This is a genomic window from Streptomyces sp. NBC_00988 (genome assembly GCF_045162645.1).
Classification (GTDB): Bacteria; Actinomycetota; Actinomycetes; order Streptomycetales; family Streptomycetaceae; genus Streptomyces.
Genome location: NZ_CP108730.1, coordinates 1,340,619 through 1,352,844, shown reverse-complemented (window position 1 = coordinate 1,352,844; position 12,226 = coordinate 1,340,619). Strand labels below are relative to the sequence as shown.

Sequence of the window (12,226 nt, the reverse complement as noted above, 5' to 3'; positions counted from 1 at the left end):
AGTGAACCAACCGATACATTCCGCCCCCGACATGTTTCGCCTGACTCGCATCCCCACCGCCACCGTAACGGCTCCGGCTAACTCGAACCGATGCTCAGGCTCGGCATACCTCGGTCCTTTCGTGGTAGACGCCAGGGCGGCGGCAGAGGTCGCGATCGGGATCGAGATCGGGATCGGGCGGGGTGCGGCAGCCGGAGGCGCCGGGCACTCGTCGTCATGGATCACTCGGTGCGTACCGAGTCTTGAGACACGTTTTACGCGACGTACGCAACTGAGGCCCCCTCTGTCGCTGTCTGACAGTGAGTCGGGCCCGTCAGGGTCGAGGTCGAGGAGCTAGAGAGTGGGGCAAGTCGTGGGACGGCGCAAGGGCAGCATAGGGATCGCACTCGTCACGGGTGCGGTGCTGGTGGGTGCGACTGCCTGTGGTGGGGGCGGCAGCGACAAGGCGAGCGGGGACGACGCGAAGGCGTCGGGCAAGGCGAGTGCGACCGCCTCTCCGTCGCCGACGAAGCCCTTGGGCCCGCCGATGCTGCTGGACACGATCACCCCGCAGACGGGAACCACGGTCGGCGTGGCCATGCCGATCTCGGTGATCTTCACGAACCCGGTGGCGTCCACGGCGCGGGCCACGGTCGAGAAGCACATGAAGGTCAGCGCCTCGCAGTCGGTGGTCGGCGCCTGGCACTGGATGGGCGACAAGCGCGTCGACTGGCGCCCGAAGACGTACTGGCCCTCCGGCACGACGGTGAAGATCGACGCCGACATGAAGGGCGTCACCAACGGCAACGGCCGCTACGGCGTGCACAGTTACACGCACACCTTCAAGGTCGGCGACGACGTCCGCGCGGACGTCTCCGTCACCAACCACACCATGAAGGTGACCAAGAACGGCGCGCCGGTGCGCACCCTGTCGATCAACGCGGGCAGCGCCGAGTACCCGACGTGGGACGGCACGATGGCCGTCATCGACAAGCAGGAGAAGGTCCACATGACCTCCTGCAGCGTCGGCATCAGCTGCGACAAGGGCAGCGCCAACTACTACGACCTGACACTGCCCTGGGACATCCACCTCACCCAGTCCGGCACCTACGTGCACTACTCGACCGGTGACCCGAACCCGGGCAGCGGCAGCGCCCGCGGCTCGCACGGCTGCGTCCACCTGTCCCTGTCGGACGCCAAGTGGTTCTACGGCCAGGTCAAGCAGGGCGACCCCATCACCATCACCGGATCGCCCCGCGGCAAGGCCCCGGCCGACAACGGCTACGCCGACTTCAACCTCGGCTGGGACCAGTGGCTCGCGGGCAGCGGCTCCGGCGAGGGGACGACCGCGGCGCTGTGACGCGCCGCGGTGACGTCACCGCGCAGCACGACGATCGATGTCAGCAGGTGCGCCCGGCGTAGTGGGCGCCCTGGATCTTGCGGGCGGAGCCGAGCCAGGTCGTACCGTGCGCGACGCACCGCTCGTAGTCGCGCGCCCGGGCGACCTCGACCTTGATGACGACCCGCGAACCGTCGGTCGTGCAGTGGCGGTAGAAGGCGTCGGACCCGGTCTCGTAGAAACCGCAGGGACCGGCCGCCGCGGGACTCGCGGCGGCCGCGGCGCCGAGCGAGCCGAGCACGAGGGCGGCGGACCCGAGGGCGCTGATCACCGTACGACGAAAACGCAAAGGGACTCCTTGGTCAGGGAAGGGGCAGTCCTGGACGGGCTGGCGCTGTCGAGCGGGCCGACAGCCGTTCCAGGATTGCCGCGCTGACCTGCGCGGCCGGTCGTATGCCACCGCGTTCACCCGGTGAATCGATTTGTCGCTACGTCGATCGGATGGTTCCGGCACCGGGACCGCATAGGTCACCGATGTCCGGAACCGATCAGGGTGGGCTGTGCCGGGCGGCTACGCCCAGCACCCGTTGACCGTGGCCGCAAGCCCGTCCAGAGCATCCTTCGTGGCGTCCGGGGCGGCCGTGGAGTTGTTCTCGATGAAGGAGAAGATCTTCCAGCGGCCGTCATCGGCCTTGGTCAGGCCGCTCAGTGCGATCGCGCCCGTGAGTGTGCCCGTCTTGGCGCTGACCTTGCCGACGGCGCACTGGGAGTCCGCGGTGTCGAAGCGGCCCCACTCGGGGCCCAGGGTCGAGCCCGCCTCGCCCGCGACGGGGAGGCCGTCGACGATGTACTTCAGGGTCGGGCCGTTGGCGGGGTCGTCGGCCACGTCGAGGATGTCGGCGATGGTCTGGGCCGGGATGCGGTTGGAGCGGGAGAGGCCGCTGCCGTCGTGGATCTCGAAGTTGGCCAGCGATACGCCGTACCGCGTGAGGACCTGGCGGACGACCGCCGTGCCGTCCTCGAAGGTGGCCGGGCGGCCGGCGGCCAGCGCGGTGCTCCGCAGGAGGGTCTCGGCGATATCGTTGTCACTCACCTTGAGCATGTGCTCCACGATGGACGACAGCGTGCCGGACTCGTGCTGGGCCACCGGGACCGCTGTGGAGCCGGCGGTGGCGTGGGTGACGCTCCCGGTCACGGTGACGCCCTGCCGGGCGAGGAGCTTCGCGAAGATCTGGCCGGCGTCCAGGGACGTGTCCGTGACGTGGCGGCCGTCGACCACCAACGCCCGTACAGGGGCGATGGAGTCGGGGTAGTAGCCGTCGTTCCAGCCGGTCGCGAGGGTGGGCGCGGGGAAGAGGCTGTCGTCCACCGTCACCTTCACCGTGGTCAGGCCCGCGTTCTTCAGGCCCGCTACGGCAGTTGTGGCCATCGTGGTGAGGTCGGCGGTGGTCAGGGTGCGGTCCCCGCCTCCGACCAGGGTGAGGGTGCCGTTGTCGTAGACGACCTTCGTGGTGAAGCGGTGATCGGGGCCGAGGATCGTCAACGCGGCGGTCGACGTGGCGAGTTTGGTGTTCGACGCGGGCATCAGCGCGGTGGTCGCGTCGTGGCCCCATACGGCCTTCTTGGACTCCGCGTCGATGACGACGCCGCTGAGCGTGCTGCCCAAACGGGTGTCCTGGACACGGGTGTTGAGGTTGTCCGCGATCTTCTGCTCGGCGGTGTCGAGCGTGGCGGCGGTGGTGGAGACGGTCTTCTCGGCGGCGAAGGCGGAGGTGCCGAACAGGATCGTCCCGGCGACGGGGGCGGTCACCGCTATGACGGCGGCGCGGCGGAGCGCCGGACTCATCGCTCTGTTCCTGCGGTGACGTCCGCTCGCGCGGTCTACGGAGGGGGAGTTGGGCATGGGGGCCTCGCCGCGGGTGTGTGGGTGGGGGAGGGGACAGTAGATCAAGGGATCTTGAAAAGGAAAGTAACAGCTGTGAGGGGCCTTTGTGGCGCGATCGGGCGATGCCGTCCCCGCGACGCACATCGAAGCGTCCGCCGGGGGCACGCGACAGTACGGGACGCGTACCGTGCGTCCGCGTCTCGGCTCGTCCAGTGTTTCCAGGAAAGGCATCATGACCTCGTCGCACACGCACAAGTGGGGCCTCCGGAGGGCGAGTTCGGCCGCCCGGAGCCACGCACCGGGAGAGGCCGAGGGCAGGCAGGCGCTGGCCGTCACAGGGCGCGCCGGGTTCGTGGCACGCGGTGTCGTGTACGTCCTCGTCGGCGCGCTCGCCCTGCGGATCGCGTTCGGCGGCGGGGGCCGGGAGGCGGACCGGCAGGGCGCGTTGCAACAGGTCGCGGCGCAGCCCTTCGGGAAGGTGATGCTGTGGATGCTCGTCGTCGGCTTCGGCTGCATGGCGATCTGGCGGGCCTCCGGGGCGCTGCTGGCGAAGGGGCCGAAGAACAAGGTCGGTTCGCGCCTGCTGGACGGGGGCCGGGCCGTGTTCTACGGCTTCGTCTGCTGGGGGACGGCCTCCTTCGCCGCCGGTGCCGGCGGGTCGTCCGGCAGTGACGCCAAGTCGCAGGACTGGACCGCCTCGGCGTTGAAACTGCCGGGCGGTCAGGTGCTGGTGGGGCTCGTCGGCTGCGTCCTGATCGGGGTCGGAGTGACCCTCGCGGCGCGTGCGGTGATGCGGCGGTTCCTGCGGAAGCTGGAGACCGGGAAGATGAGCCGCCGGGTACGGCAGGTCGTCACCGGCCTGGGCGTGGGCGGCGGCGTCGCGCGCGGTGCCGTGTTCGCCGGGGTGGGTGTGTTCGCGCTGGTGGCCGCGATCCGCTTCGACCCCCACCAGGCCAAGGGCATGGACGCCACCCTGCGCACCTTCGCGCACACTCCGGCGGGGCCGTGGCTGCTGGTCGCCGTCGCCGTCGGACTGGTCCTCTTCGGCGGTTTCTCCTTCGCCTCGGCACGCTGGCGGCGCCTGTGAACCCATGAAGTGGTGTGAAGAATCCGCGAAACGGTGTGAAACCACGTGCGGTCCCCGTGTCGGCGGGGCCCTGCGGGGCAGACTTTTCGGTCGGCTGCGGAATTGTGAGGTCCGGGGAGACATGGTTGTGCCCGAAGGGGGCACGCGACGTTCGTCCTGTTCTCCAGTTAAGGCGGCACCGTGGCTTCCTCCGTGAAGGCTCTCGAAGCAACTGCTCCTGTCCGCGCGGGAGTATCGGATGTCGTGGACGACCTCCCGTTGATCGAGGACGGGGCCAAGGTCGCGCCCAAGGACGCGCGGGTGATGTCCAGGATCTTCCTCGACCGGCTGCAGGAGCTGGAGGAGGGCACCCACGAGTACCAGTACGCGCGGAACACGCTGATCGAGATGAACCTGTCGCTGGTGTCCTTCGCGGCGCGCCGGTTCCGCAACCGGGGCAGCGGTGACATGGAGGACGTCATCCAGGTCGGCACGATCGGTCTGATCAAGGCCATCGACCGCTTCGACCTGTCGCGCGAGGTCGAGTTCACCTCCTTCGCGATCCCCTACATACTCGGCGAGATCAAGCGGTTCTTCCGCGACACCACCTGGGCCGTGCACGTCCCGCGCCGCCTCCAGGAACTCCGCGTCGACCTCGCGAAGAGCAAGGAGAGCCTCGGCACCGAACTCGGCCGCACGCCCACGGTGAAGGAACTCGCCGCGCACCTGGAGCTGTCCGAGGACGAGATCATCGAGGGTCTGGTCGCCGCGAACGGCTATGTCGCGGGGTCCATCGACACCCCGAGCGGCGACGACGAGTCCGACAGCGCGCCCAAGTACGCGGACACGATGGGCGACGCCGACCCGGCGCTTGAGCTGTTCGAGGACCTCCACACGCTCGCCCCCCTGCTGCAACAGCTCGAAGAGCGGGAACGGACCATCATCGAGATGCGCTTCGGCCAGGAGCTGACCCAGGCGGAGATCGGCCGCGAGCTGAACCTCTCGCAGATGCACATCTCCCGTCTGCTCAACCGCACCCTCGCCAAGCTACGCACCGGCCTCCTGCCCACGTGATCCGCCCGCCCGACAGTTCTCCCCTCGCGCGGCACCGAAAGGATCACCCCGCATGAGCACCACGAGCACCGACCACGATCCCCTGCACCAGCCCGCCGCACCGATCGTGACCGAGCCCGTGCCCGACCTCCAACTCCAGCTGCTGGTACGGCTGATCGGCCAGGACGCGGAGGCCGCCCTGCCCATCACCCTCACCGTCGGAGGCGCTTTCCTCTACGGCGACCTGATCTCCCACGAGACATGGACCACCGACTGGGCACGCAGCCTGCACGGGATGGACGGCACCGGCGCGCAGCTGCTGGAGCGGTTCCCGCAGCAGGTGGACGAGGTGGTCGAGGACAGGCAGGGGGGACCCGGTCCGCAACGGCTGCCGCAGTGGATCCATCTGCGCGACGCCACCGGAGTCACCGGCGGGGGCGGGACCGCCGTGATGCCTCTGTGGCGCGGCCGGCTGACGGACGTGTCCGGCTGGTCCCTGGGCAAGCCGACGCGGGCCTGAAGACGGCTGTACCGGGTCGGCGGGGTGGGGACAGGGCAGCGGTCTGTGAGGATGTGCCGCATGCCTATGCGGAGCAGGAACCATGTGACGGTGTCGGGCCGGGCCGGCGGGCCGGTCGTGATGCTGGCGCACGGTTTCGGGTGCGACCAGCACATGTGGCGGCTGGTGGTACCGCTCCTGGAACGCGACTTCACCGTGGTCCTCTTCGACCATGTCGGCGCCGGACGCTCCGACCTGTCCGCCTGGAGCCCGGAGCGCTACTCCACGCTGGACGGCTACACCGATGACGTGCTGGACATCTGCCGTGAACTGGCGCTCGGCCCGGTGACGTTCGTGGGGCACTCCGTGAGCGCGATGATGGGCGTCCTGGCCGCCGCACGCGAGCCGCAGGCCTTCGCCGGGCTGGTACTGCTCGCCCCCTCGCCGTGCTTCGTCGACGATCCGGCCACCGGCTATCGCGGCGGGTTCAGCGCCGAGGACATCGACGAACTGCTGGAGTCGCTGGACGCGAACTACCTGGGATGGTCGGGCGCCATGGCACCGGTGATCATGGCCAATCCCGAGCGCCCGGAACTGGGCGAGGAGTTGACCAACAGCTTCTGCCGCGCCGATCCCGACATCGCCCGGGTCTTCGCCCGCGTCACGTTCCTCTCCGACAACCGCGACGACCTCGCGAAGGTGAGCGTGCCCGCGCTGGTCGCCCAGTGTTCCGTCGACGCGATCGCGCCCCCGGAGGTCGGAGCCTTCGTACGGGACCGGATCCCGGGCAGCCGGCTGGTCACCCTGAACGCGACCGGGCACTGCCCGCAGCTCGCCGCCCCGGAGGAAACGGCCACCGTGATCACCGACTTCGTCGAGGCCGTCCGCTGATGGGCATCGGCGGCGACAGCGAGAGCGGCGACCACCGGCCGCCCGAGAGACCCCACGGGGAACCGCCCGGCAAACAGCCCGGTGACGACCACGCGGCGTTCTCCGCACTCCTTGAGGACAGCGCCGAGGACCTGTACGAACACGCGCCGTGCGGCTACCTCTCCACGCTGCTGGACGGCACCATCGCGAAGATCAACACGACACTGCTCGACTGGCTCGGCTACGACCACGGCGACCTGGTGGGCCGCAGGACCTTCTCCGATCTGCTGACCGTGGGCGGCCGGCTCTACCACGAGACCCACTTCGGCCCGCTGCTGCGCATGCAGGGCGAGGTCAGCGGGATCGCCCTCGAACTCAAGGCGACCGACGGCAGCCGGCTGCCCGTGCTGGTGACCTCCACCGTCAAGACCGGCGGCGACGGACAGCCGCTGCTGATCCGCACCACCGTCTTCGACGCCCGCGACCGCCGCGCCTACGAGACGGAACTGCTGCGCGCCCGACAGCAGGCGGAACACGAACAGGACGAACTCAAGCGCCTCAACGCCACCCTCCAGCAGACCCTGCTGCCACCAACTCTGGTCAATGTGCCGGGACTTGACGTCGCCGCGCACTACCACGTGGCCTCCACCGACATGGTCGGCGGTGACTTCTACGACCTCTTCCCCCTCTCCGCCGGGACCTGGGGGCTGTTCCTCGGGGACGTGTGCGGCAAGGGCGCCGCGGCGGCCGCCGTCACCTCGCTGGCCCGCTACACGCTGCGTGCCGCCGCCGTCTACGACCCCGACCCGGCCGCCGTGCTGAGCAACCTCAACACCGTCCTCAACCACGAGTACAACGGCCACGACCCGCGGTTCTGCACCGTCGTCTTCGGGCTGCTCACCCCCGAGGGCGACCGCGGCGGCTTCCGCATCACCCTGGCCAGCGGCGGCCACCCGCCGGCCCTGCTCCTGCGCGCCGACGGCAGCGCCGACCATGTGCACACCCCCGGCGGACAGCTCATCGGCGTGCTGCCCGACGCCCATATCGCCACCGCCACCGTCCACTTGGCGGCGGGCGACACCCTGCTGCTCCACACGGACGGACTCACCGAAGCCCGCACGGCCCACACCAGGGACGCCGACCGGTATGGGGACGAGGCCCTCCTCGACTTCGTCCGTGCCCTGGCACCCACCACCGCGTCCGACGCCGTCGCCGCGATCCGCGACCTGCTCGACACCTTCGGTACCGGCGTCGACGACGACACCGCCGTCCTCGCCATCAACGTGCCCCGACCCACCAGCGAAGAGCAGCCGTGACCCAACTCGCCATCCGCACCCGGACCACGCCCGCGGGGCCTGTCGTCGAACTCACCGGAGAACTCGACTACGACAGCTACACCCAAGTGCGTGAACTCCTGCCCGAGTTGGCGCTCCAGGACGGCCAGCAGCTCGTCGTCGACCTGACCGGCGTCACGTTCTGCGACTCCAGCGGTATCACCGCCCTGCTCGCGGCCCGCAACCACGCCCTCGCCGCCCGGGCGGCCATCGCGTTGGCGGCGGTCCCCCCGCACATCAGCCGGATCTTCCACATGGTCGGCCTCGACCAGGTCTTCACGGCCCACGCGACCGCACAGGAGGCCGAAGCGGCCTGGACGCCTCCGGCGAACAGCCGCTGAAGCGTCAACGGGCCAGGTAGAAACGGATGGTTGTGCCGTCCGGCGCCGTATGGACACGGACGAGGTCGGCGACGTAGTGCACCAACAGCAGGCCCCGTCCGCCGGGTTGGTCGCGTGACGGCGGTCGCCGGCCGGCCAGCGGATCCGTCAGCCGGCCGTGGTCGTGCACCTCGCAGACGATCCGCTCGTCCTCGGCCCAGATCCGCAGCGTCCCCGAACCGCCGCCGTGCAGCACGCTGTTGGTGGTCAACTCCGCGACGGCCAGCGTCAGATCCTGTAGCCGAGCACCCGCCAGACCCAGCCGCTCGGCCTCCTGGACCGCGAAATAACGGGACTTGGGGAGTTCGCCCGCGTCGAACGCGATGGACGCGGCGCCCGGCGGGTGGGGGAGCGGCTCGTTGTGGCGGGCGATAGCGCGCTGCGGATCGTAGGTGGCGCTGGGGAGTCGGGCGCCTTCGTCGATGACGACCGGATGCGTGGCGCGGGCGTCGGCGAGCACGTCGGGCTCCAGCCGGTCCGCGTCGTACGGGCATAGGATCGTCACCTCACGGTCCCGGAACGCGGAGTTGATCAGCGCCTCGTGCTGGACGCACGCCGGGTACTCGGCGGCGGTGCGGCCGGGCCAGATCGGCTCCCCGATGATCCGCACCCGGCCTTCGCCGTCGGCATGGGCGTCGGCGAAGGCCCGCAGTACGCCCGGGATGATCCGCCCCGGATTGCGCCCGACCTCGGTCATGTCGAGGAACCGCACACCGACGGCTCTCGATCCGAGTCCGGCCCTGATCAAGTCGAGGTGAGGGCCGGGAACGGCGACCGCGACGGCCTCTCCGGCGGCCAGCCCCGCCCGCACGAACGGCACGGTACCGGCCGTGTACTGCTCCTCGCCCCGGTAGAACAGCGCGGGATGCGCGAACGGTGCACCGTCGGTGGCCGTACTCATCGCGCCGCCACCTCGATCCTTGTCGGGCCGGGCCAGGACATGTCCACGGAGCGCGGCAACAAGGAGGACGGCGGTCACCGCCCCGGCAGTCTACGGGGGTAGCGCGACAGGGTGGTGGGCACCGGAAGAACTGCCGGTGCCCACCACCCTGTCCAGCCGCGACATGCCGATCAGGCGCGGGGGTTCCCGTAGTAGCCGCCGACCTGCTCGTGGTAGCCGGCGTCACCGGGGTGCTTGTCCTTGTCGAACTCCGGGGAGTTCTTGATCTCTTCCTTCGTCCGGCCGACGTGGATCGTCCGCTCCGCGACGTCGATGGACGCGATCGTCCCGACCGGCAGCAGTACGTGCTTGCCGAAGATCCACACACCGGTGTCGACGACGATGTACATGGCCCCGACGTCCTCGGAGTGCTTGTCCACCTTGCCGATCGAGCCGTCACTCGCCTCGACCTTGAATCCGGTCAGATCCGTACCGGTCCGGTGGCCCGACTCGGCCTGGTAGTCCCACATGTTGTCCGCCATGTAAACCTCGCTTAATGGTGGGTGGATTTCGAGATCGGTGATTTATCTCCTACCAGCGGTACCAACGTCCTCGACTACCACTGGAACCCGGCGAACGGGCGACGAATCCCAGCAGCCACAGGACGAGAACGACGATTGCGACCCACCAAAGAATTTTGATGGCGAATCCCGCACCGAAAAGAAGCAGTGCCAGGAGAAGAACAAGGATCAGGGGAAACATATGTATCGACCTCCAGGCATCCGAGTGCCCCACCGGAAATGAATCATGCGCCCGGAGGAAATGAAGAACCGGACCGACCGGTGGCTCGGGCGTGACCGTCACGCGGTTCAGTTCACGGTGAAGGAGTAGTAGTAGGGCGCCAGTTGGATGCCGGAGCGGGTCGTCGCGTAGACCGTGAGGTTGTAGTCGCCGGCCGCGGCCGGGGTCCAGTCGACGCTCGCGGAGTGGTGCGCGCCCGCGGCGACCGTGACTTCGGGGTCCCCGTTGACGGAGTACGTGTAGCTCGCGACGCCCTTCACCTTCGGACTGAGCGTGAAGGTGCCGGGGACGCCGGCGCCGCCGCCGGAAGCGTTCTCGGGGTAGACGTCCGAAGCGACGGTGGGCGTGGTGTCGTAGGTGATGCTCCAGAAAGCCGCGTCGCTGACCCAGCCGTTCGCGCTCCTGCTGCTCACCCGGAGGGACTCGCCGTAGATTCCGTCCAGGGTGAGCTTGGTGCTCGCTGTGCCGTCCGGCCCCGCCGCGACGTCGATGGTCCTGTCGCCGCCCTGACCGCCGACGATCTCCACGGAATAGCTGACGACCGGACTCGTCGACTGGAGGCCTGCGTTGGGCTGGAAGGTGAAGGTGGTCGGCTTGTCGAACACGGGCGATGCGACGGCCGGGGTGACGGTGGGCGCCGTGGAGTCGAGGAAGAACGAGTAGCTGGTGATCGCCGATCCGTTGTAGGCCCGGTCGAGGCCGCGCACCCACAGGGTCATCGGACCTGAGGAGCCGCTCGGTGGGAGGAGACTGATCGTGGCCGAACCGCCCGGGGCATCGGCGCGGGTGAAGTATCTCGCGTCGGCGTACGGGTCGACGAACTGCGGGACGCCGTGCTCGCCGATGTTCGCGTAACCGGCGATCGGGAGGTCCTGCTGCCAGGAGTACTCGAACCCGGTGACATCCTCGTCGCCGTTGGCGTTCAGAGTGAACTCGACCGGACTTCCGCCCTGATTCCGCGCGCCCTGCGGGTAGTTGGGCGAGGAGATGCCGGGAGTGGTCGCCGGCCGCGTGTTGTCGATCGCGATGTAACAAGGAGCGGACCAGTCCGATGCCGCGCCCCCGGCCACGGTCTGTGCCCGCCACGCGTAGGTCTGCCCGTCGGGGAGCGCGTCGGCGGGCAGGTTGGCGGCGGCCTCGGATCCGGGGAGGGCGTAGGGGCGGGTGACCGTCGTGGTGTGCGTCGGGTCGGCGACCGGCCAGACCTGGTACTGCACGGTCACCAGGGAGTTGCTGGTCGCGTCGGTGGTCGCTGGAATGCCCTCGACGGTGAGGCCGTTGCCGGCCCAGAGGTAGGTGGGCCGGTCCGAGTCGGTCGAGCAGCTCTGGTAGCCGTTGAACAGCTGGGTCGGTGTGACGGGTGTCGCGTCGGCCGCGCTCGCGGGCGACACGGCGGCGGCCAGCGCCAGGCCGAGGGTTCCGACAGAAGCGAGGACGGCACGCGGGCGCGCGCCGAAGGACGTGGTCAAGTGATCCCTCCCGTTTGGATGCCCGTGCCACGGTGCCTGGATACGCACTGGTGTACGGGCGGCGAGGGGGATCGTATGGGGTGACACAGGTCCACGCATGAGATTTTCGCGTAGCGAGAGGCGAGCCCCGTCCGCTCGAACTCCCCTATGAGGCAGGCCTGTTCAGGTCGAGCTGCCCGATGCGGGACACGTTCTCCCGGTCGTCGGCGTCCTCGCTCGCCTCCGCGGTGAACCAGGCGTCGAGGATCTCCTTGAGCAGGGGCTCGGACGTCAGCCGCAGGCTGAGGGCCAGGACGTTGGCGTCGTTCCAGCGGCGGGCGCCGTCCGCCGTGTACGCGTCCGTGCACAGGGCCGCCCGTACGCCCGGCACCTTGTTCGCGGCGATCGACGCGCCCGTACCGGTCCAGCAGCACACGACCGCCTGGTCCGACGCCCCGGTCGCGACCTCGCGGGCCGCCGCCTCCGAGCAGACCGCCCACTGCGGGTCGTCCCCTGGACGCAACGCCCCGTGCGTCACCACCTCGTGCCCCCGGCCGCGCAACTCCGCGACGAGGGAACGCGCCACGGTTTCGTCCATGTCCGAGGAAACAGAGATCCGCATGCCCCGGAGGCTACTCAGCGGATCAGCGAAGTGCCAGCTCGGAACCTGTGTGTGGTGGGGTTGCCGCCGG

14 protein-coding genes are annotated in these 12,226 nt (G+C 69.4%); 7 read left to right on the top strand and 7 right to left on the bottom strand.

Annotated elements, in window-relative coordinates:
* Window positions 1-340: 340 nt before the first annotated feature.
* A complete protein-coding gene (locus tag OG496_RS06345) occupies window positions 341-1,339 on the top strand; it encodes a L,D-transpeptidase (RefSeq protein ID WP_366492203.1) in 999 nt (332 codons plus the stop codon).
* Window positions 1,340-1,379: 40 nt separating this feature from the next.
* On the opposite strand, the gene OG496_RS06340 is transcribed toward OG496_RS06345, so the two are convergent.
* Together OG496_RS06340 and dacB are read right to left on the bottom strand one after the other, a co-directional pair.
* Window positions 1,380-1,667, bottom strand: coding sequence for a DUF6355 family natural product biosynthesis protein (locus OG496_RS06340; RefSeq protein WP_405969941.1), 288 nt, complete (start codon window positions 1,665-1,667; stop codon window positions 1,380-1,382).
* Between the two features lie 222 nt (window positions 1,668-1,889).
* Complete coding sequence (dacB, locus tag OG496_RS06335; RefSeq protein WP_405969940.1) at window positions 1,890-3,164, bottom strand: D-alanyl-D-alanine carboxypeptidase/D-alanyl-D-alanine-endopeptidase; 1,275 nt, start codon at window positions 3,162-3,164, stop codon at window positions 1,890-1,892.
* Window positions 3,165-3,435: 271 nt separating this feature from the next.
* Between dacB and OG496_RS06330 the strand changes: the two genes are divergently transcribed.
* From OG496_RS06330 to OG496_RS06305, 6 genes are all read left to right on the top strand, one after another.
* Window positions 3,436-4,290: a DUF1206 domain-containing protein gene (locus OG496_RS06330; protein WP_405969939.1), complete on the top strand. Its 855-nt coding sequence runs from the start codon at window positions 3,436-3,438 to the stop codon at window positions 4,288-4,290.
* A 180-nt stretch (window positions 4,291-4,470) separates the two neighbouring features.
* Window positions 4,471-5,343, top strand: a complete 873-nt coding sequence (locus OG496_RS06325) for an RNA polymerase sigma factor SigF (protein WP_405969938.1) — start codon at window positions 4,471-4,473, stop codon at window positions 5,341-5,343.
* A 52-nt stretch (window positions 5,344-5,395) separates the two neighbouring features.
* Window positions 5,396-5,842, top strand: coding sequence for a hypothetical protein (locus tag OG496_RS06320; RefSeq protein WP_405969937.1), 447 nt, complete (start codon window positions 5,396-5,398; stop codon window positions 5,840-5,842).
* A gap of 60 nt (window positions 5,843-5,902) precedes the next feature.
* On the top strand, window positions 5,903-6,712 hold the full coding sequence (locus OG496_RS06315; RefSeq protein ID WP_405969936.1) for an alpha/beta fold hydrolase: 810 nt from the start codon (window positions 5,903-5,905) through the stop codon (window positions 6,710-6,712).
* Entirely contained in the window at window positions 6,712-8,007 is a 1,296-nt protein-coding gene (locus OG496_RS06310; protein WP_405969935.1) for a PP2C family protein-serine/threonine phosphatase, read from the top strand. The genes OG496_RS06315 and OG496_RS06310 overlap by 1 nt, the downstream gene beginning before the upstream one ends.
* Window positions 8,004-8,366, top strand: coding sequence for an STAS domain-containing protein (locus tag OG496_RS06305; RefSeq protein ID WP_366492210.1), 363 nt, complete (start codon window positions 8,004-8,006; stop codon window positions 8,364-8,366). Before OG496_RS06310 ends, OG496_RS06305 begins: the two co-directional genes overlap by 4 nt.
* Window positions 8,367-8,370: 4 nt before the next feature.
* Here OG496_RS06305 and OG496_RS06300 read toward each other — a convergent pair whose 3' ends face one another.
* From OG496_RS06300 to OG496_RS06280, 5 genes are all read right to left on the bottom strand, one after another.
* Window positions 8,371-9,306 (bottom strand): anti-sigma factor RsbA family regulatory protein, encoded by a 936-nt coding sequence (locus tag OG496_RS06300; protein ID WP_366492211.1) that lies wholly within the window; start codon window positions 9,304-9,306, stop codon window positions 8,371-8,373.
* A gap of 170 nt (window positions 9,307-9,476) precedes the next feature.
* Window positions 9,477-9,827 (bottom strand): PRC-barrel domain containing protein, encoded by a 351-nt coding sequence (locus tag OG496_RS06295; RefSeq protein WP_366492212.1) that lies wholly within the window; start codon window positions 9,825-9,827, stop codon window positions 9,477-9,479.
* A gap of 49 nt (window positions 9,828-9,876) precedes the next feature.
* Window positions 9,877-10,047 (bottom strand): hydrophobic protein, encoded by a 171-nt coding sequence (locus OG496_RS06290; RefSeq protein ID WP_366492937.1) that lies wholly within the window; start codon window positions 10,045-10,047, stop codon window positions 9,877-9,879.
* Between the two features lie 107 nt (window positions 10,048-10,154).
* Window positions 10,155-11,555: a hypothetical protein gene (locus OG496_RS06285; RefSeq protein WP_405969934.1), complete on the bottom strand. Its 1,401-nt coding sequence runs from the start codon at window positions 11,553-11,555 to the stop codon at window positions 10,155-10,157.
* Between the two features lie 145 nt (window positions 11,556-11,700).
* Window positions 11,701-12,156, bottom strand: coding sequence for an RpiB/LacA/LacB family sugar-phosphate isomerase (locus tag OG496_RS06280; RefSeq protein WP_366492214.1), 456 nt, complete (start codon window positions 12,154-12,156; stop codon window positions 11,701-11,703).
* Window positions 12,157-12,226 lie beyond the last annotated feature (70 nt).